Below are 22,067 nucleotides of genomic sequence, written 5' to 3'. Positions count from 1 at the left end.
GAGGTTAAAATGGACAAAAAAACGTTAGCCAGTCACATTGTTGAAAAAGTTGGTGGTGAAAATAATGTAATTGACCTTACCCACTGTGCAACTCGTCTTCGTTTTCGCTTGAAAGATGAAAAAAACACAAATAAAGAAGAAATTAAAAAGTTGCAAGGAATTATGAGCGTTGTCGAAAGCGGAGGTGAGTTCCAGGTCGTGGTTGGCAGCCATGTCGAAGAGGTCTATAAGGAGATTATGGAAAATACGTCAATCGGACGGAGCGGTCAAGAATCTACTGAGAATACGAAAACGAAAACGAGATCCTTGGATGGTTTATTTAATTTGATTTCAGGAACCTTTACTCCGCTGCTGCCGGTGATCGTTGGATCCGGTATGCTAAAAGCGCTTATTATCATTTTGACCAAGCTAGGATGGTTAACGGAACAAGATGGCGCCTATGCAATTTTAAGCGCTGCAGGAAACGCTGTCTTTTACTTCTTGCCTATACTTGTAGCTGTAACCCTTGCGATTAAACTGAAAGCCAATCCTTATGTGGCTGCGGCCATCGGTGCAGCTTTAATGGAACCGAATTTTACGGCACTAAGCCAAGCTGGTGACCGGAGCGACTTCTTCGGAATTCCTGTCATTCTAGTGACATATTCTTCACAGGTTTTTCCGGTCTTTATCTCGATTTTTGTTTTCGCTTATCTTGAACGTTGGCTGAAGAAGGTTATTCACAAAAATCTCAGTTTGTTTTTAGTCCCAATGTTGTCTATCGGTATCTTAGTACCAGTCACTGCACTTGTTTTTGGGCCGTTTGGTGTATACGTAGGTGATGGTATTGCTTCTGTTATCACCTTCTTGATGAATACAAGTGGACTGCTAAGTGGTGCAGTCATTGGTGCAGGCTTTACATTTATGGTTGTCTTGGGTTTACATTGGGGGCTATTCCCAATTGTTCTTGCAAACATTGCTGCAAACGGTTACGATAACATGTTGGCGATGTCAGCTGCAGCGAATATGGCACAAATCGGTCTTGCCATTGGAGTTTATTTGAAAACGAAAAACCGCGATCTGAAACAAACTGCAGGACCCGCTGCACTTTCGGGCATTTTAGCTGGTGTAACGGAACCAATTGTGTACGGGATAATGCTCCGGTACAAGCGAACCGTACCATATATCATTATCGCTGGCGCTGTAGGGGGTGCGATCAATGGATTCTTTGGCGCTCGTATGCATGGTTTCGTGCTGACCAACATTTTCGCTTTATCTGCATTTTCTCCAATCATTCCAATCGTCATCTCGTTCCTTATTACAATTATATTGGCAGCAGCGCTAGTATTGGTTTTCGGATATGAGAAAAGCGAAAAGCTTCAGGATAACCAAGAAGTCCTTTCTGAAGTGAAAACAGCAGAACCGATGCTTAGCCCACTCAATGGGAACATCTTATCTTTATCTAAAGTACCTGATGAGGCTTTTGCATCGGAAGCAATGGGTAAGGGAATTGCTATTCAACCAACTGAGGGGAAACTGTACTCACCCGTAACAGGTGTTATCAGCCGATTGTTTCCTACACTGCACGCCGTTTTGATTACAACAGAGTCCGGAGCTGAGTTGCTAATTCATGTAGGTTTGAATACGGTCAAGTTGAAGGGGCTGCATTTTAAAGCCGCTGTGCAAGAACAGGCGAAAGTGGCTTCAGGTGACTTATTGTTAGAATTTGATATTAACGCCATTGAAGAGGCTGGGTATTCAGTTATCACTCCGATTGTAGTTACGAATTCTGGTGACTTTAGCGAAATAAAAGTCTTAAAGGAAGAGGGGCATATTGACAAAGGAACACCAGTGCTTTTCGTTCGCCGCTAGAACATTCATAACAGAGAGGTTTGATATATGAGTCTTCAATTTCCAGAAGGATTCTTGTGGGGAGGTGCTGTTGCCGCCTATAAAGAGGACACCTTCAATGATCATGCTCCAAGTGGAGGGTTTATAAGGGTTTTTTCGAAAAATCTTGGTTTTTGAAACAGCTTGGGAGAGAACTTTTTAACGAGTTCTCTCCTTTTTCCGGAGGAGAGAACGAGGAGGAGATCGCATGACTCTCATGAAATATGGAGGGCAGTGCGATCTTTTTTAGTTAAAAGACCAAAACACCACTCATTGTTGATGCTGAAGATACTTTGGAACTGTATTCCAAGTGAGAATAAATGTTGGCTGTTGTAGAATAGTTGCTGTATCCCAGCCATTCCTGAATTACTTTCATACTGACTCCATTAGCGAGTAAGAGGCTTGCACAACTATGACGCAGATCGTGATAGCGAATGTGACGTAAACCATTTTTTTAAGAGATCTAGTTAAGTTTTGTGTGATAAAGCCCGGTTAACTCGTTGTCCCAACTTGTCCAGATAGATATACTTCTCGTAATCAGTGCAGTAGTATTTACCACATATGGCTTTAATGAGAGCTTGAAGCTCACGAATACGCAGCAGTAATTCCTCGAAGGCTGGTACAAGACGCAAAACCATAATAAACTCCAATTCAGCAGTTGCTTACATAAGAAAAGGAAGCTGAGTAACTTCTTCGCACAAAATAATGGTATACTTCGCACTTGGGAAAATCAAGGAGGTATCGGCGTATAGAAATTCAATTTCCTAATTTTTGAAAATTTTTAATAGACTTTATTAAATGATCTATTTATAATAAAAAACGTCGAGACATATAAACGTTTACGTAATCGTTTGCTTGAACCAATTTATTAGTAGAAAGGTCAGATGCTATTGATTCTTTCCGTGCCGTTCCAACGAAACGATAATCTGGATTGTCTGGAAAACTCTTATGCTTCTATTGGCAGATACTACGGAAGGGGCTACGAATGCGCTCTGGCAAATTCTTGGTCTTTCCGGTACGAGCGTCATCCTGGCCAATCTATCGGAGAGTGCCTTCAAACCGAGAATAATTTCAGCTTTTCCATGCTTGAGCAATACCATGGTGTGCGTGCTCACGTTCATTCGTGCCCCATAAACGATGCAGTAACTTTGCTTCAGGAGGAGCTTCGTGCTGGAAAACCGTCGGTTATAGAGTTGAAATCTAGCTGTATACCTTGGGATACGAATTACACTCGCCATGAAACTCCCTATGAACACGCTATCATTGCAACAGGCTGGGATTCCTTGACTCAAAGCTTTATTTGCACAGACAGTTGGTATGGATGTGAGAGGGAGAAGATATCAGTTAAAGAATGGGTCGGGGAGCGTATTCCGGTTACGACCTTTATGATTAGCGGAAAAGAAGCTGTTCCGGATGTTCGTGATTTGCTCAACAAATCGCTCAACCACTTTGAGAGGGGAAGTGGAGAAAACCATCCTTTTTCAGCTATGAAAAAATTAGCCGAGGATATTCGCAGTTTGGATTTGAAAGCAGAATTTAACGGTTATCGTCCGTTGCTGCCACCCTATGGTCCGCCTATCTCTAATCATCTTTATACGATAAGCAACAATCGGAAGAAATTCAGCGTATATCTTGGCTACTTGTCTGAACAAGAATGGCATGGTAGAAACGCGCTTAAAGAAATTGCAAGTGATTTCAAAGTTTTGGCTGAAAAATGGAAAATAATAACTGGTGTGTTCTATAAAGCTTTTTTCACTGGTGCGGAAGAATCTGGTCTGTTGAAACGCATCAGCCTGAAAGTGCAAGAGACTGCCGATCTGGAAGAGCGATTATACAATCTGATTACAGGAGTGCTTCAGTACGCTCCAGACGTTACACGGCAAAAGCCTCAGCAGAGACCAACTCTCAATAATTGTGAAACGTTCGAACTGGCACCGTGGTTCAATAATACAGCATTCGGCTCCATAATCGGCGGCCATCAGGCAGATTTTACGGGTACCGGAGATTTTTTTTTGAGCGAAGACATACCGGGTGATAGATGTATCCAAGCGGGAGTAGTGGAATTTTTATTTCCGGAAGCAGACGGGTTTAAGCCCGACAACATCTCCTGTCGCGGACAAATGATTCCTGTTCATTTTGAAAAGCCAATCGTGGGTTTTTTGTCAATTCTGGGGTGCGGAGAGTGGGGATGTCCTTTTGAAAGCTTAATCGTTCATTACGAGGATATGGATTCTGAACAGATTTCCGTTAAAGTTACCGACTGGGAAGCGACAAAACCGATGTTCGGCGAGTCCTCTATTTATTCAGGCCGTTGCGCTAAAAACGAAAATGGTGTTATCCAGCCACTTAATCATAAGGTATTCATTTATGATTACCATTTCAAATTGACCAAACTTAAGAAAATTCAGTACATCGAACTGCCTGATTGTTCGAATTTGCATCTATTCGCTCTTTCAGCAGGCTATTAACTCTTTTAAAGGAAGTTAAGAAGATGAGAAAAATACTGCCGCTACATTTATCTACAGGTATAACTAATGATTGCTGGCATGTCTATCGGCTTGCCCCTTTAATGACGAAAGAGCATTTCAAGCCATGGTTTATGGAAAGGTTTATTGAACTTGAAATGGGTTTTAGTCTCGGCGCTCCGATTGATCAATTCTGGGTCCAATACTACCGACTGGAATATTACGATATGAATTGGTTTTACGGTCGTATGCTGGATACAGTTACGGTGATGCCCGGTAAAGGCGAGTTTTGTTCGTTTACAAAGGATGCTATCGACAGAAACAACTATGTGTTGATCGCCTGCGATCATTTTTATCTGAAGCAAACGCCGTATTATCTGAGAGAACATGTGATCCATGAGTTTTTGATATGCGGTTATGACAGCTTGCGCCGCGTATGGCACGTACTGATTCTGCTTAATGATAATTGGTCGATACTCGAGATTCCTTTTGAACAGCTGGAAACCAGCTTTGAGTTTGCCCTTAAGCAGGTTCGGGATGATCGCAAAGCTTATAGATGGCTGGGAAGATTTGAAATGCCTTATACTCTTATTCGTTTAAAATCACCATCTGCACAGCCTGTGCGCTTATACAAAATCTATGAATCGATAGAAAACAGTCTAGTTGGTGCAGAGAGGAAAATCAAGGAAAGAACACTGGCCGGAGGAGAACTCCAGTGTCTGGAATGGACTGGGATTTCTATTTATAAAGGGTTTGCCGAACTTGCCCGGACGATTCTTTACGAGCATCCATCCTTATTGATGGACAAGCATATCCTTCTCGGTATGAAAAAATTTGTTGAGAATAAAAGCGGTTTCTTGATTCGGCTTCGTTATTTGCAGAACCTAACTCTTATTGAGACGAACGATCGTTTGCTTGAACAAGCGGCTTTGGTAGTCGATTACCTGAACGAGGCCTACTTCTGGATGTCGAAATATAATTTTTCAGGCTTGAAACATCATCTGGATCGTATGATTGAGATGCTGCTTAGGGCAGAAGCTTTAGATGTCCAAGTGCTGCAAGAAGCGCTTGAAGTGGTGGGAATCGGACTGGATTCACAATTTGGGGAAACGGCAGGTTCATTATATGAGGGTTGAGGATTGCAAAATTGCAAAATGGGCGCAGGAGCTTGGTACTCCTCTTTATTTATACGACGAAGAAGTCCTACACGATCGTTACCATCAATTGAGGATGTCTTTACATCCATCCGTAGATATTGGACTTTCACTGAAAGCAAACAACAACATAAGTTTGGCTGCGCGGCTTCGCAGGTGGGGGAGCTGCGTTGAGGTTGCCTCTATGGGAGAACTGCATTTGGCGCGTTTGGCTGGATTTCCGCCGGAGCGGATCATTTTCTCCGGTCCGGGAAAGACGACAGAAGAGCTCGAAAATGCCTTGGAATACGGAATTTATTGCATCAATGCAGAATCGTTTGACGAGGTTGATCGGATCGCAGCGCTGGCAGCGGAGAGGAAGTTTACCGCCGGCATTGGAATTCGGATCAATCCCAATATGAGTATTGTGAATACGGCGATTCGAATGGGAGGCCTACCCAGACAGTTTGGGATTGATGAATCTTCGCTTACTGCAATGGTCAAGAAGCTTAAATGCATGCCTAACATTAGCTTCAAGGGTATTCATATATACTCAGGAACCCAAATTTTAGACAGCAATCAGATCATCAAAGCATTTAATTATACAATAAACCTTGCTAAGGAATTACAGATAGAGCACGGTTTGGACTTCGAGTTCATTGATCTGGGAGGAGGATTCGGAGTTCCCTACTTCTCACATGAGAAAGAATTGGACATTGAGCATGTCTGCAGAGAAACAAATAAATTGGTAGCGGAGTACCTCCAACATTCTCCCAAAACACGTTTTATGATTGAAACCGGACGGTTTCTGCTTGCAGAGTCAGGAGCTTATGTAGCGCGTGTGTTGTACGTAAAGGAATCTAAGGGCGAAAAGTTCCTCATCCTCGACGGCGGAATGCACCATCATGTCAGCTCAACCTTCAGAGGAAGGACTATGAGAAACAACTTTCCGGTCCGGCTCGTGAGAAGTAATGGTACCCCTGCACAAGGAAACCTGGAAAGAGTAAACCTTGTCGGACCTCTATGTACACCGGAGGATTGCTTGGCTAAGGATATCGAATTGCCAGAAGCTAACGCAGGGGATTATATTATGCTGTTGAAGTCAGGCGCGTACGGATTGTCTTATAGTCCCTTGCAATTTTTAGGCCATCCTACACCCCTAGAGGCATTAGTGGCTAATGGAAAACTTTCTGTCATCCGAGAGCGGGGGGATGTCTCAGATCTGCTTCGCCATCAATATTTACCGAAGGATATATAAGGGAGCGATATATTGTGGACGTGAAATTAGAAGAAAACATTACAGCAATTGTGGGCAGTTTGTTGAAAATTACTGAAGTCGTTGATCCAGATGCGGATCTTGCATCAATAGGCCTCGACTCTATGAGCGCTGTCGGCTTAGTTGTTGAATTGGAAGCGATATTTAATATTGCATTCGAAGATGAGGAACTATTATTGAAGCACTTTGACACGGTCAGAAAAATAGTTGCTAAGGTGGAAGAAAAGAGAGCGCTTGCAGAATGAAGTCGCCATTCAGCATATTTCGTTTTCACGAAGAGCAGAAGGATGTGCACTGGCTCTATAACATTAATCAGGAGCAGGAATGGAACGACAGCCGCGTGTTTCCATCTATGCAGGATCATAGTCAGATGGAGTTGGTCATTCAACAGGAGCAACAGATGATTTTCTTGTCGAGGCGCGACGACACCCTCTTGTTTCGCCATAATCCGGATGAACGTTTCATCTCATATCTGGAAGGGCACGGCATTGAGATTCCCGTGATTCGCCAAATCAGCGGCACCAGTTCACTACCTTGGTCTGACATGCGATATGGGAGAGAGTCGTTACTTGTTCCCTATATTGTAAATGAGGCTATCTGCGCGGAAGCATACCGTAATGATATTAGCATATATGGTTCCGATCCTTTGCTGGTCAAGCATATTAACGACAAATTCCAGACGAGGCGTTTAGCTGCAGAAATTGGTTTTAACTTGACTAAAGGGGATTTTTGTACAAGCGAGGAGGAATTAATTCAGAAATACCGCATGCTGCGAAAGCAAGGATTTGAGAAAACGGTATTGAAGGTCCCGTTCGGATCGTCTGGCAAAGGAATGCGGATCATCAAAGATGAAACCTCATTCACCCATATGCTCCAATTTATTGGAAGGCGCAGGAAAGATTTTGAGCTTTTGCTGGAAGGGTGGCATCCGATAAAAAGATCAATGAACTGCCAGCTTTTGATTGAAGCTGGACATGTCACATTACTGGGCATAACTGAGCAGAAAATAGATGAGTACGGTATTTATTTGGGGAGCGATTATGCACCAATCTACGAAAACGCTGTGCTGGAGAGCTATACTGACAGCATGCTGAAGCTGGGAAACCATCTGATGGAAATGGGTTATTCGGGCATTGCCGGTGTTGACTCCATCATAGACGATAAAGACGAACTCATTCCTGTAATCGAGATCAATGCAAGGTTCACCCAAGTGACGTACTTGTTGCCTCTGGTTTGGAGGCTTCGGCAACAGCATCGCTATATTATAAGTCGTTTCATCCGCGGGGAAAGCACGGTAACTTACGGGTTCGATGAGATTTGCGCAGCCATGACCCGAATTGCAAGCCGCGATTCCTTTCTGATTTACAATTTTTCCAAAACCGCTGATGCAAACAAAACCGTTTACCGCATTTTCTTTTTAGTATACGGTAATGACCTTGAAACGGTCGAACGGACAATGAACGGATTGGAGCGATTTTCGTTCTCTTAAGACTATACGGATATAGGGAGAGAAAACCTTGGAGAAATGTTTACACGAGTTTTTTGAAGAGCAGGCGCTCAGAACGCCAGAGTCAGTCGCTTTAATTGATGAGGAACAAGAGCTTACCTATGGGGAATTAAACAATAGAGCCAATAAAGTTGCCGTTCTCCTTCGGGACAAAGGCATCGGGCCGGAAGACATCGTTGCCATTTATATGGAGCGCTCCATAGAGGCGATTGTTTGTATCCTTGGCATACTGAAATCTGGAGGTGCTTATTTGCCCGTTGACAAGGCAATCCCGGAGGAAAGGGCAATCTTCATGATTCGGGATAGTGGTGCAAGTATTGTAATGGCGAATTTGTCTTCCAGTATAGTATTGAACCAGTTACGCGGAACGCTGGGAATTCTTATGACGGATTCAATCGATTGGTCCTCAGAAGAAATGCAGTCAAGGTTTTTATGCAAACCTGAAAATTTAGCATACGTTATTTATACGTCTGGGTCTACGGGGAAGCCGAAGGGCGTGATGATCGAGCATAGGGCTATTTCCAATACGATAGCCTGGAGAAAAGAATATTACAAGCTCAACGAATCAGATTACGTTCTTCAGTTTGCATCGCTATCTTTCGACAGCTCTGTGGAAGACCTATTCACGGGGCTGGCATCCGGAGCAGTCTTGGTTCTTCTCCGGCAGAGCATGAGGAACGATCTGCATTATGTCCGGAACGTATTGACAAGTCGCCAGATTACTCACTTGCTTGTGGTACCCAGCTTATACAAGGTACTGTTGGAGGAATGCCCGGATGCTGTACAAAGCTTGAAGAAGGTGACAGTTGCAGGAGAAGGTTTTTCCAGGTCGCTTGTGAAGAAGCATTATCAAGTTGTGCCTCAAGCCGATCTATTCAATGAATACGGGCCTACGGAAAATAGCGTATGTACAACGGTATACAAATTTAGCGGTTCGGATAATGAAGTGAAAATAGGTCTTCCCATCCCTAACGTCGAGGTACATATCGTCACTGATACTATGGAACCTTGTCCTACAGGCTACGAAGGAGAACTCTTGGTGTCCGGTGCAGGCTTGGCCCGAGGTTATTTGCATCAGGCTGAACTGACAGCACAAAAATTTATCAGGCATCCGGCGTACCCAGGGAAAAGGCTTTATCGAACGGGTGATCTTGTGAATGTTGATATAGACGGCCAGCTTGTTTATCTGGGCCGAATCGATAGGCAGGTAAAGTTGAGAGGGCATCGGGTCGAATTAGGTGAAATTGAGTACCAACTAACACAAGTGAGTGGTGTGTACGATGCGGTGGCGAACCTCGTTCATATCCGGGAAAAACCCTCACTGTGTGTGTACTACGTTTCTGACGGGACGATTGATGAAGGGGCAATTCATTCGCATCTATCCAGTACATTACCCGAATATATGGTCCCTGCATTTCTGATAAGGATCGAGCGGATCCCTCTAACATTCAATGGTAAAACGGACTTCGCTGCGCTCCCGAATCCCATACAGGTAGCTGACAAAGACAATACAATGTACCTTGAAGCAGGTAGTCAGCCCGTTGCTAACCGGATTTTTGAAATTCTTAATGAAATACAGGATCAAGGCGCTGGATATTCAGAGCATACGGTAGGCATGGGTGCCTTGGCCGAGTTAGGACTCGATTCGCTTGATTTCATGCGTCTTTTAGTCAGAGTCGAGACCGAGTTCGGACTTGAAATAGAAAGCGCAGATTGGGAAAAAATGAAATCCTCGACGGTAGGACAGTTTTCCGAGTATGTGGCCAATCGTAGTCTCGGTAGGGTGAACTTATGAAGACAGGGATGGGCAAGCTGCTGCGAAATCGATTTATGATTGGGATTTTGTTATCAATAACTTTTTTGCAGCTTGGGATTTGGGTCAGAAACTTTGCGGTTTTGATGTTTGTTATGGAGAAGACGAATGGAAGCGCATTAGCCGTATCCTTAATATCTGTTGCTGAATTTGCGCCTATATTTATTTTTTCCTTTATAGGAGGCGTATGGGCAGACCGATGGAAACCCAAAAAAACGATGGTCTGGTGCGATATAGGCAGTGCGATTTCGGTTGCGTTTGTTCTGCTGGCCTTGCTGCTTGGTACATGGAAGGTCATTTTTTTAGCAACGCTGGTCTCATCAATTTTGTCACAATTCTCTCAGCCATCGAGTATGAAATTGTTTAAGAAGCATGTGCCGGAGGATCAACTTCAATCTGGAATGTCCATGTTCCAGTCTGTGATTGCTGTCTTTACGTTACTCGGACCGGTACTGGGAACGCTATGTTATTATCAATTCGGCATATCGGTTTCTATCGGTCTGGTTTCAGTTTGTTTCCTTCTATCGGCTACGGTCTTATCTTTGCTGCCAGCAGACGTTAATATCGACAATATGAAACATTCGAATAGCATCAGGACTGAAATGGCTCAAGGCTTGCATTATATTAAGGATAGACAAATATTACTTATATTAGGAACGTGCTTTTGTTTTACCGGACTTGGCATCGGGTTTATCCAGCCTTTGGGCATCTTTCTCATTACGGATAGACTCGGATTGCCGAAGGAATATTTACAGTGGATGCTCTCTTTGAACGGTATGGGAATGATTCTCGGAGGAGCCTTAACGGTAGTGTTGAGCAAATTCATGCAGGCCCGCTCTCTACTTGCTGTCGGTTTGGCGGTCAATGCGCTGTGTATGGTGATTTCAGGTCTATCGACGTTTATGTGGCTTACACTCTTAGCTCAATTTTTCATAGGTATGGTTACACCTGGCTTTCAGGTAGCGGTTCAAACTTTGATATTGAAAAATACAGAGCAAGCTTATATCGGTCGAGTAAATGGCCTACTGTCTCCTCTCTTTATGGGTTCGATGCTGATAACGATGAGCATGTCAGGATGGCTTAAGGATCAGTTGTCAGTTATGGTGATGTACCTGTTAGCCGGTGCATTTTTTGGAGTTGGACTTTTGATTACTGCACCTTTGTTCCGGAAGACAACCTTGGCAGAGGCGAAAGGGATGAATATCCTCTAAGGTGTCCTCTACGAATATACAGTGAAGGGAATTTTGCGGATGGAAAACAAACAAGGATTAATCAGCCATTGGTCTTTTGACGAAGCAAGTGGAAAGGAAGCGTTAGATCACGTTACCGGAATCAGTGATAAGATTGAGTATGTGTTAAACGAAGCGCGCTATAACGATTCGCATGACCCTCAGAGGAGAAAAGGAATCAGCGGAAATGCGCTGATGTTTGACGGTTATTCCAATTGGATCGCTCGTCCGGCGGAGAAAATGGTTATCCTGCAGGACGCTCTTACCATAGAGGCATGGGTGGCGCCCCGTACTTATGAAAGAGGCATAGAATCAAGGCTTTCGCCCATCGTTAATCAACATGACCGCGAGAAGAATGAAGGGTTTATCTTGGGAATCTTACGTTATGGACAATGGTCTATGCAAGTAGGATTAAATAATGAATGGGTTGAGATTTGGGCGGATGGACATGAACTTCCCCTGAATCAATGGTCTCATATTGTTGCAACCTTTGACAGCAGGAATGCCGTGATGAAGCTATATCTGAATGGTGAAGAGGTAGCGACCAAATCAATTGTTGCTAACACCATAATTACACCATGCAACAGGGATTTAATGATTGCCAAGAATAACAAGGGCTTCCTATTAGGCGATACACCATATGTGCTCAACATGTACAGTGGCATGATTGACGAATTGAAAATGTACAATAGAGCTCTTGCGGCAGAGGAAGTGAGACAGTCTTACCAGGAATATGTGACTCCTTACGGAGGTGCGATTCCAGCGATTCCGTACGATGATATTAAACTGGACCGCTGCTTGCTTGCCAACGACAGGCACCGTCCGCAATACCATCTCAGTCCACCGCAGCATTGGATGAATGAGCCGCACGCACCTATCTATTTTAATGGGCAATATCATTTGTTCTATCAGCATGATCCGCATGGGCCATATTTGCATACTATCCATTGGGGACATTGGGTTAGCAATGACTTGGCGCATTGGCGGGATCTTCCATGGGCACTTGCTCCGGAGGAGAATGGCCTGGACCCAGATGGCGTTTGGTCTGGGAGTTCCGCTTATGACGAGAACGGTGTTCCGGCGCTGTTCTATACTGCCGGTGACGACAGCGCCACTCCGAACCAACGGGTAGGGCTGGCGCGAAGTACTTTTATAAAAGACGGTGATAACGATCTGGTCCGTTGGGAGAAACACCCCGTTCCTGTCATCGTTCAAGAGAAAGGACAGGGCTATTATGGCGACTTCCGAGATCCTTTCGTCTGGAAAGACGGAGACACTTGGTATTTGCTGATCGGTTCAGGCACCGACGGCCAGGGTGGATCGCTACTCGCTTATACGTCAAAGGACATGATTCAATGGAAGTACAAAGGCCCCTTTTATATAAGCGATCCTAAGAAATACCCATTTCTCGGTAGTATGTGGGAATTGCCTGTATTTCTTCCGCTTGGTCAGGACAAAACTGGAATAGAAAAACATATTTTGCTTATTAGCCCTCTGGGACCTGAAGCAGACGTTGAAGTTTTTTACTGGATAGGTACTTTCAATAAAGTTGCCATGCGATTTACTCCAGATCATGAAGAACCGCAGTTGATCGATCTGGGTGATTTCCATTTCACGGGTCCTAGCGGTATGGTTGATCCAAAGACGGGACGTAAGCTCATATTTACCATTGCCCAGGGAGTCAGAACTTCAGAGATTAATTATTATTCCGGATATGCCCACAATGCAGGAATCCCCCTTAGCATCTTCCTTCGCGAGGACGGGCGGCTTGGAATAATGCCTATCGAAGAACTGGAACTGCTTCGCAGAAGACAACTCATATTAATTGAAGATAAACCATTAGACGAAGCCAATAATCTATTAAAAGATATCAAAGGCGATATGCTGGAGATACGGGTAGAATTAGAGGCGGGAGCGTGCACACAGTTGGGAATAAAACTTCGCCGCTCCCCCGGTGGTGAAGAAGAAACGTTACTCTATTATGACAGGAAGGAAGCGGCTTTGATCGTGGACAGAAACAAATCATCGCTTGACCCATTGGCTGATTGGGATAGAGGTGTTCAAGGCGGAACTCTGGAGCTGGACGGCGAGAATCTGAAGCTGCAAATTTATTTGGACCGTTCTATGGTAGAGGCTTACGCCAACGAATTGAAAAGCTTGACGACTCGCGTTTATCCGAGCCGTAAGGATGCTCTTGGTATACAGATCTGGGGCGCCGGTACCCTAACGGTAAAATCGCTGGAGGTCTGGGAAATGAAACCTGCGTTTGAGAGCTAGACACTTTAAGGGCTGAATTTTACAAGCTTACAACAATCCTAGAATAGAAACTGCGGCAGCAAGGGGCAAGAAAATACAGTTTGATTTATTTCTCTTACAGTAGACAGTTGAAATATATCTGCTACTGTAAGGGGACTTTTTCAAGACTTATCGAAAAATCACTCGAGGGTCATAATATTTGACAAAACCTTGTAGTGAAAATATATTATATAGTAAGTAATCGTTTACTTCAATGACGCTAAGGAATTACGATTGAAGTATCGGGATGCTTAATGCGAAATAAGATAGGTGTAATTCAGATGACTGAGAAAAAGAATGTCAGCATTAAAGATGTAGCTCTCAGGGCTAATGTATCAACGGCTACGGTTTCACACGTCATTAACGGGACACGCTTTGTGTCCAATGAGACGAAACAAAAGGTGCATTTTGCAATGAATGAGTTGAACTTCCGAATCAATTCGGTAGCTCGATCATTACGCAGCCGCAGGTCGTATATTATCGCATTTCTTGCTCCACTCCTTGCTTCTGAAACTTCAAATTTTTATTTCATGTCCGTAGCAGCCGGAGTTCAAAGCGTATTGAAACAAAGGGGCTATCATCTTATCTTGAGTGATTCCAGTGACAATATTGAAGTGGAAGACAAAGAGATCGGTATGTTTGATTCACAAATGATTGACGGACTGATTCTAGCTCCAGCCAGTAGAGAATGCGATTACGAAAAATTGTTTGGTGATTATCCTGTAGTTTATATTGATAGGGTCCCTGATCATTGTGAAAGAGATTCCGTACTTATTGACAACAAGATTGCAAGTATGAACGCAATACAAAAGATTCTAGACAAAGGGCACCAAAGAATTGCCTTTTTATCCGGTCCACTTTCAGTAACGACAACGATTGAACGGTATGAAGGTTATTCTGAAACACTAATAAACGCAGGTCTGGAACTGGATGATTCATTGATTTGTTTTGACGATGTGAGTTTTGAGAATGGGTATAGCAAGGTGGGGGATTTGTTAGAGAAGAATCCAACAGCAATTTTTATAACGGATAATGTGATGGCAATGGGAGCAATGGCGTATTTGCAAGAACATTCAATTCGTATACCGGACGAGTTGGCCGTTGTTGGATTCGATGATGTTCAATGGACCAAAGTCACTCATCCTCCGTTAACCGTTATTCAACAACCGTCATTTCAACTTGGTGTGAAAACAGCTGAGGTCATACTGCAGAGAATTGAAGATGACACTTTAGTAAAGAAAGAACATCGCTTAAAAGCGAATTTAATAGTCAGACAATCGCTCTGACTTTTTTTATAAGTTAAGTAAACGATTACGCAAACGATTTCTTTATTTTTAATATTTTGTAAGCGGTATCATTATATTTATTTGCTTGAATCCAAGCTGAGAGGTGGTGATGCCTGCCGCATTGTATTTATAGATTTACAGTGCCTTAAGGGAGGGGATTCAAAGTATATTACCAAGTAGGAAGAAGAATGAAATGAAAAAATAAGGAGGTAATTATGTGGGGAAAAAAGTAAAATCAATTAGGATATTGGTTATTGTGCTTGCCGCTTTGTTAATGATGCCATATGGGATCACTATACCAAAAGCCGAAGCTGCAACTTCTAAAATTGCAGAATGGAGCTTTAATGAAGGAAGCGGGAAAACGACAAAAGAAAACATCAGCAATTCAAATGATTCTATTAATTATATTTTCAATAATGCGGTTTACAAACCTTCCAATGACCCGTTATGGCGTAATGACGGGATATCTGACAAAGCCCTGCTATTTGACGGGTACTCGAATTGGGTGACACACTCACCGATCACCACTCCTTCTCAGAGTATGACGATTGAAGCCTGGGTTGCTCCCAGAGCCTATGAATGGGGTGACAATGGTACTCTCTCAGCAATCGTTAATCAGCACGATAAACCAGGTAAACAAGGTTTTGTCCTTGGAATGTTCCGGCATGGAACCTGGTCTTTTCAAATTGGCTCGGGTGGGCAATGGTATGAGGTTTGGTCTTATGAACCTCTACCCAGATATGAATGGTCTCATCTCGTAGCTACTGTTGACGGAGCTGCGGGTACTATGAAGTTGTTCCTTAACGGTCGTCAAGTGGGTAAGAGCAGTATTCCTGCAAATTCCACAATCACATCGTCAGGGAATCAGCTATTCATCGGAAAAAACAACCAAAGCACTCAACTTGCTGTATTTCCTTTGCATATGTTTAACGGACTCATTGATGAAGTGAAAATATACAACGGAGCCTTTACAAATGCTGAAGCGGAAAACTCCTATCAGAGCTACATGTCAGCCCTTGGAGGAAACCTGCCGACACCAAACCTTAGTTTTGACAGAAATGTCTACGATGGAGACCGCTATCGCCCTATTTATCATGCTATTGCACCAGGGCATTGGATGAATGAACCCCACGCACCGCTATATTATAATGGACAATACCATTTATTCTATCAGAATAACCAGCATGGACCCTATTGGCATAATATACAGTGGGGCCACTGGGTCAGCGAAGACATGGTACACTGGAGAAACTTGCAGCCTGCCTTGTCACCTGAATTGTTCCAGGTAGATCCCGATGGTGACTGGAGTGGAAGCGCAGTTATTGATGATGCAGGGAATCCTACTCTTTTCTTCACTGCCGGCAATGATTCAAGAGCGTACCTTAACAGCAACCAGAACGTAGGAGTTGCCCGTAGTACGGTTCAGACGGATGGCGATAACGATTTGAAGAAATGGGTAAAAGAGCCGAAGCTGGCTGTTGCCCAGCAATACGGGAAATTCGGAGAATTCAGAGACCCGTATGTGTTCAAAGAGGGTTCAACCTGGTTTATGCTGGTAGGAACGGGTTATGATGGGCAGGGTGGATCTGCAGCAGTCTATTCCACAACAGACTCTAATCTGATGAATTGGACCTATCGCGGCCCAATCTATCAAACCAATCCGTCAACATATCCGGAGTTAGGCGGCGTATGGGAAATGCCGGTTATGATGTCTCTGGGAAACGGCAAGCATTTATTGGCTATTAGCCCGGTCGGAAGCGGAGCGAATGTGGAGGTGTATTATTGGATTGGTACTTGGAATGCTTCTACGGCGAAGTTCACACCTGATGATCCCAAGCCTCAATTAATGGATTTTGGAGATTTTCATTTTACAGGTCCAAGCGGCTTTAAAGATCCGCAGTCAGGACGTAATATTATGTTCACCATTGCTCAAGGGGAAAGGAACTCTCAGGAAGAGTCCGATGCAGGTTGGGCACATAATGCCGGTCTGCCGGTAGAACTTTCGCTTCGCCCGGATGGCAAATTGGGGATTAATCCCATCTCCGAGCTGCAGTCCTTAAGAGGCCAGCAACTTGTAAATATTACAACAGATACGAGTTTTGCTTCAGCCAATGCTGCCCTTTCTTCCATTCAAAGCGATACGGTGGAGATTGAAATGGAATTGAGCCGCGGTTCTGCTGATAGTGTAGGAATCAAAGTTCGAAAATCTCCTAACAACGAAGAAGAGACATTAATTTATTACAAAAACAGTACTAAAGAATATGGTGTCGACCGAACAAAGACGATTGCCGGTCAAAATAAGGGTATCCAAAAAGGTACTATAGATATCGGCAGTGAGAATGTCAAACTACACGTATATTTGGATAAATCCATGGTTGAATCTTACTTGAATGGACTTAAATCTATTACTACGCGTACTTATTCTACCAGAGCGGATGCCAAAGGTCTTCAATTGTGGGGAGATGCAAACACCAGCTCAATCGTTGTTAAGTCACTTAAGGTTTGGGCAATGAATTCTGCATATAACCCAGTGGCAGTCAGTGGTGTGAGCTTGAGTCCTGCAAATCTGGAGGTAGCCGTAGGCGGCAAAAAAACGCTTAATGCTACAATTGCACCGGCAAGCGCTACGAACAAAGATGTAATATGGACTTCCAGCAACACCTCAGTCGCGCCGGTAGTTAACGGAGTGGTTACTGGTAAATCCGTCGGGACTGCAACCATTACGGCCCAAACAAGAGACGGCGCCAAAACAGCTTCACGCTTAGTTACTGTTATTGCGGCGCCAGCTGGGAAAGTTTCAAACAGCGGCTTTGAAAACGGTAACTTAGAGGGTTGGATCATAGAAAGCGGTACAGCCTTTACTAATGCGGGGGTTACAAATGCAGCGGTATTCGGAAACAACCAACCGTATAATCATGAGGGTAATTACCACCTATCCGGGCAATTAAGCGGTGGGAATGCTGCCACCGGAGTATTAAAGTCTAAGGATTTTACACTCGGAGGCAACGGCCAGGTTAGCTTCCTGATCGGCGGAGGGTCTGATATTGATAAATTATATGTGTCCTTTGTACGTGCTTCAGACGGGAAAGAGCTCTTCAGGTCAAGCGGACCGGGAAGCTATTGGAACTGGCCGAGCACCAAGGGCGTTACGGAAGGGTACACCAAGAGATACTGGGATGCTACCCAATATATAGGTACATCCATGTATATCAAAATAGTCGATGAACGAACGGATGAGTGGGGCCATATTAATATTGATGATTTTAATGTCCCGGTTCAAGGTGGAACTGTTGATGCAGAAGCACCGACAGCACCTAAGAACCTTGCAGCGACCGGGACCACATCGAATTCCATATCCCTTAGCTGGACGGCATCCACAGATAACGTAGGGGTAACCGGCTACGTAATTTATCGGAATGGAGTTCAGGCAGGGACGAGTACGACAGCCGCTTTTACAGATAGCGGGCTGGAAGCAGCTACGGCTTATCTCTATACGGTCAAAGCAAAGGATGAGGCGGGAAATCTCTCCGCAGCAAGCAACAGCGTGACAGCAACCACCCAGGCTGCGGTGGTAACTGGCAGTTTGACAAACCATGACTTTGAGAGCGGTAACCTTAACGGCTGGACAATTGTAAGTGGTAATGCGTTCAGCGATGCGGATGTTGCGGAGGATACGAGCTGGGGATGGGGAGGACCGTTTAATCAAAGTGGCAAGTACCATCTTTGGGGGTTCAAGGATGGGGGAGATTCTCAGGTAGGTGTACTGAAGTCTGCTACATTTACCCTCGGTGGCAGCGGATCTATCGATTTTCTGATCGGCGGAGGGAATGATATCAATCATTTATATGTCGCTTTGGTTCAGGCATCGGACGGCACTGAACTGATAAAAGCGACAGGCAACAGCAATGAGGCTTACAGTCGTATTACTTGGAATGCAGCTGCTTATATTGGAAAGGAATGCTATATCAAGATTGTCGACAGTGCTACTGGAGGTTTCGGCCATATCAATGTGGACGATGTGAACGTTCCGGTCAGCAGTGGAGCTGCTGACACCGAAGCTCCGGCAGCTCCGATGAATCTGGCAGCAACCGGCACAACTAAGGATTCTGTATCCCTGGGGTGGACGATTTCAACAGATAATATAGGAGTAACTGGATACTTGGTTTACCGGAATGGAGTACAGGTAGCTACTAGTACAACAGCAACCTATACAGATAGCGGACTGACAACCAATACACCCTATGTCTATACTGTCAAAGCAAAGGATGCTGCGGGAAATATCTCGGCAGCAAGCAACAGTGTCACAGCAACCACCCAAGCTGCACAGGAGACTGGCAGTTTGACTAACCACGACTTTGAGGGCGGAAATCTGAGCGGATGGATTATTGTAAGTGGTAATGCGTTCAGTGATGCGGATGTTGCAGCGGATACGAGCTGGGGATGGGGAGGGCCCTTTAATCAAAGTGGTGCGTATCATCTCTGGGGGTTTAAGGATGGGGGTGATTCTCAGGTAGGAGTGCTGAAATCTGCGTCATTTACCCTTGGCGGTAATGGAACGATTGATTTTCTGATCGGCGGAGGGAACGATATCAATAATTTATACATTGCTTTGGTCCGGGCGTCGGATGGCACTGAGCTGCTAAAAGCGACAGGCAATAGCGATGAGGCTTATAGCCGCATTACTTGGGAGGCTGCTTCTTTTGTAGGGACTGATTGCTATATTAAAATTGTCGACAATGCTACTGGAGGTTTCGGCCATATTAATGTGGATGATGTGAACGTGCCGGTACTTGTGAATTAGAATTAAAAAAGCAGCTCATGGGTTAATTTCTATGCAACGATAAACTACTAGAGTTTTTAACGTGTAAGGGTGTTCCATAAGCAGATATATTAAACAGAACACATCTTCGGTTATTGGAGATGTGTTCTGTTCTGTATGAAGTTCACCAAATTGGAAACGTTTCAAAATAAATATTGAAACGTTTCCAATTTGGTGCTATTATAATTTTCATAGAGAGTTTGGGGGTGTTAAATGACAAGTATTAAAGATGTAGCTAACTTAGCCGGCGTTGCTGTAGGTACCGTGTCCAGAGTCATTAATAACTCCGGCGCTGTAAAACCCAAGACACGTAAAAAAGTAGAGGAAGCCATACAAGAACTGAATTATTTTCCTAATGAAGTGGCCCGGAATTTCAAGATGCAAAAATCCAAGATGGTAGCGTTGCTGCTCCCGAGCATCTGGAACCCATTCTTCTCAGAATTGGCTTATTACATTGAGGATGAACTGGACCGGGAAGGCTTCAAGCTTATGCTGTGCAACAGCGGTGGCAAACCTGAGAAGGAGCTGTATTATCTGGATATGCTCCGGCAGAACAAAGTGGCTGGTATTGTTGGCATAACTTATAACGATATCGAGAATAATGTCAGCAATGACATTCCTATTGTGAGCATTGACCGGCACTTCAACAAGAAGATCACCTGTGTAACATCGGATAATTATGAAGGTGGCCGATTGGCGTTAAGGGAGCTTGTGAAAGCGGGAGCCCGGAAACCGGCTTTTATGGGAAGTGTCACTTCCGTATTCAGCGAAACCATGAACCGGAGGCAAGGATTCATTCATGAGGCTGAGGCTTTAGGAATCGATTATGTAATCTACGAAAAGCCGGATCCCATCGTGGATAAGAATGCCTATATTAACGAGTTCATCAACAAGCATGGCGATGTTGATGGCATTTTTGCCATTACTGATATGTTGGCTGCCCACTATATAGACAGCGCACGCAGGCAGGGGATTCGTATTCCAGAAGATGTGAAGGTTATCGGTTATGACGGGATTCAGGATAATCCCTATTTTCATCCGATCTTATCAACGATCCGGCAGCCGGTAGAAGAGATGGCACGGATGACAATCAGACTTCTCTATAACAAGATTGAAGGCTTACCTTTAGAAAGCCAAGTGTATCGCATACCAGTTATATTCAAGCAAGGAGAAACAACATGATCCATGAGGATCGGAAAACTTCAGCGCATCCTGTGTAATTATCTACAAACTGATGTTTTTCAAGATAAATTGGAAACGTTTCAAAACGACAATGTAAATTTTATTTAAGATTAGACAACGAATAACATCACACATCCGGTTAATCCGGGCTACAGGTCTTCCAAACGATGTTTTTCAAGATAAATTGGAAACGTTTCAAATATGATTACTTTTTTTGAAAGGGAGAATAATCGTGAATTCTACAACCAGCGGGGTGGATCATTCCATCATCAAACCAAAACGCAAAACATGGAGCAGGTTCAAACGAGACTACGAACTGTATCTGTTTTTATTGCCGATCATTATTCTTTACCTCGTTTTTAAGTATTATCCGATGTACGGGGTGCAAATTGCTTTTAAGGACTTCTCACCAAGTCAAGGGATCTGGGGTAGTGAATGGGTAGGCTTTCAGCACTTTAAAGATTTTTTCAATTCCTATAACTTCTGGACTATCATCACGAATACGCTCTCACTTAGTTTCCTTTCGTTGTTGTTTGGTTTCCCGGCTCCAATCATCATCGCCATTATGTTGAATCAGATGCTGGGTAAGACATACAAGAAATTTGTACAGACCGTGATTTATGCTCCGCACTTTATTTCTACCGTTGTGCTGGTCGGTATGCTAAATGTTTTTCTGTCTCCAAATAGTGGGATTGTAAATCACTTCATCACCTGGCTCGGTGGAGATCCCATTCTGTTTATGGCCGATGCAGGCTGGTTCCGTCCTCTGTATATTTTATCTGGGATATGGCAGGAGACAGGCTTCGCCACCATTATTTACCTTGCTGCCCTGGCCGGTGTTAATCCTGAACTTCATGAGGCGGCCATTGTGGATGGAGCGAGCAAATGGAAGCGCGTTTGGTATGTGGATATCCCAAGCATTTTACCGACAATTGTTATCCTGCTGATCCTGGCACTAGGCAATATAATGAGCATCGGTTTTGAGAAAGCGTTCCTGATGCAGAGTGATTTAAATTATGCCACTTCCAATATCATTCCTACCTATGTGTATGAAATGGGGATTCAGAAGGCTCAATATAGCTTTTCTACAGCGGTCGGCCTGTTCAATTCCCTTATTAATATTATTTTGATCTTCACAGTTAACAGGATTGCCAAAAAAATGACAGAAACCAGTTTGTGGTAAGGGGGAGTTTAGT

General features: G+C 44.0%; 14 protein-coding genes. 13 read left to right on the top strand and 1 reads right to left on the bottom strand.

Annotation, left to right across the window (positions count from 1 at the left end):
* Positions 1–9 precede the first annotated feature (9 nt).
* Positions 10–1,848, top strand: coding sequence for a beta-glucoside-specific PTS transporter subunit IIABC (locus P40081_RS26075; protein ID WP_042139118.1), 1,839 nt, complete (start codon positions 10–12; stop codon positions 1,846–1,848).
* A gap of 268 nt (positions 1,849–2,116) precedes the next feature.
* Here the strand turns inward: P40081_RS26075 and P40081_RS37825 are convergent, their stop codons facing one another.
* Entirely contained in the window at positions 2,117–2,287 is a 171-nt protein-coding gene (locus P40081_RS37825) for a tyrosine-type recombinase/integrase (protein ID WP_231575437.1), read from the bottom strand.
* Between the two features lie 463 nt (positions 2,288–2,750).
* Here P40081_RS37825 and P40081_RS26070 point away from each other — a divergent pair, with 463 nt between their 5' ends.
* From P40081_RS26070 to P40081_RS26015, 12 genes are all read left to right on the top strand, one after another.
* A complete protein-coding gene (locus P40081_RS26070; RefSeq protein WP_042139116.1) occupies positions 2,751–4,334 on the top strand; it encodes a hypothetical protein in 1,584 nt (527 codons plus the stop codon).
* 23 nt (positions 4,335–4,357) lie between these two features.
* Positions 4,358–5,467 (top strand): hypothetical protein, encoded by a 1,110-nt coding sequence (locus P40081_RS26065; protein WP_042139115.1) that lies wholly within the window; start codon positions 4,358–4,360, stop codon positions 5,465–5,467.
* The gene (lysA, locus tag P40081_RS26060; RefSeq protein ID WP_042139114.1) at positions 5,457–6,722 is read left to right on the top strand and encodes a diaminopimelate decarboxylase; all 1,266 of its coding nucleotides are present in this window, start codon (positions 5,457–5,459) and stop codon (positions 6,720–6,722) included. The genes P40081_RS26065 and lysA overlap by 11 nt, the downstream gene beginning before the upstream one ends.
* A gap of 14 nt (positions 6,723–6,736) precedes the next feature.
* Positions 6,737–6,985: an acyl carrier protein gene (locus tag P40081_RS26055; protein ID WP_042139113.1), complete on the top strand. Its 249-nt coding sequence runs from the start codon at positions 6,737–6,739 to the stop codon at positions 6,983–6,985.
* Entirely contained in the window at positions 6,982–8,229 is a 1,248-nt protein-coding gene (locus P40081_RS26050; protein ID WP_042139112.1) for an ATP-grasp domain-containing protein, read from the top strand. Before P40081_RS26055 ends, P40081_RS26050 begins: the two co-directional genes overlap by 4 nt.
* A gap of 28 nt (positions 8,230–8,257) precedes the next feature.
* Positions 8,258–10,042 carry a non-ribosomal peptide synthetase gene (locus P40081_RS26045; RefSeq protein ID WP_042139111.1) on the top strand — a complete coding sequence of 595 codons (1,785 nt, stop codon included), beginning with the start codon at positions 8,258–8,260 and terminating at the stop codon, positions 10,040–10,042.
* Entirely contained in the window at positions 10,039–11,271 is a 1,233-nt protein-coding gene (locus P40081_RS26040) for an MFS transporter (RefSeq protein WP_042139110.1), read from the top strand. Before P40081_RS26045 ends, P40081_RS26040 begins: the two co-directional genes overlap by 4 nt.
* A gap of 39 nt (positions 11,272–11,310) precedes the next feature.
* A complete protein-coding gene (locus P40081_RS26035) occupies positions 11,311–13,566 on the top strand; it encodes a GH32 C-terminal domain-containing protein (RefSeq protein WP_042139109.1) in 2,256 nt (751 codons plus the stop codon).
* 299 nt (positions 13,567–13,865) lie between these two features.
* Entirely contained in the window at positions 13,866–14,870 is a 1,005-nt protein-coding gene (locus P40081_RS26030; RefSeq protein ID WP_042141479.1) for a LacI family DNA-binding transcriptional regulator, read from the top strand.
* Positions 14,871–15,144: 274 nt separating this feature from the next.
* Positions 15,145–19,671, top strand: coding sequence for a GH32 C-terminal domain-containing protein (locus P40081_RS26025; RefSeq protein ID WP_081970542.1), 4,527 nt, complete (start codon positions 15,145–15,147; stop codon positions 19,669–19,671).
* Between the two features lie 231 nt (positions 19,672–19,902).
* Positions 19,903–20,871 carry a LacI family DNA-binding transcriptional regulator gene (locus tag P40081_RS26020; protein ID WP_042139107.1) on the top strand — a complete coding sequence of 323 codons (969 nt, stop codon included), beginning with the start codon at positions 19,903–19,905 and terminating at the stop codon, positions 20,869–20,871.
* A 229-nt stretch (positions 20,872–21,100) separates the two neighbouring features.
* On the top strand, positions 21,101–22,054 hold the full coding sequence (locus tag P40081_RS26015; RefSeq protein WP_371916269.1) for an ABC transporter permease: 954 nt from the start codon (positions 21,101–21,103) through the stop codon (positions 22,052–22,054).
* Positions 22,055–22,067 lie beyond the last annotated feature (13 nt).

The organism is Paenibacillus sp. FSL P4-0081, from assembly GCF_000758565.1.
Lineage (GTDB): Bacteria > Bacillota > Bacilli > Paenibacillales > Paenibacillaceae > Paenibacillus_AQ > Paenibacillus_AQ phytohabitans.
The sequence above is the reverse complement of the archived record's forward strand: the minus strand, read 5'-3'. Positions and strand labels throughout refer to the sequence as shown.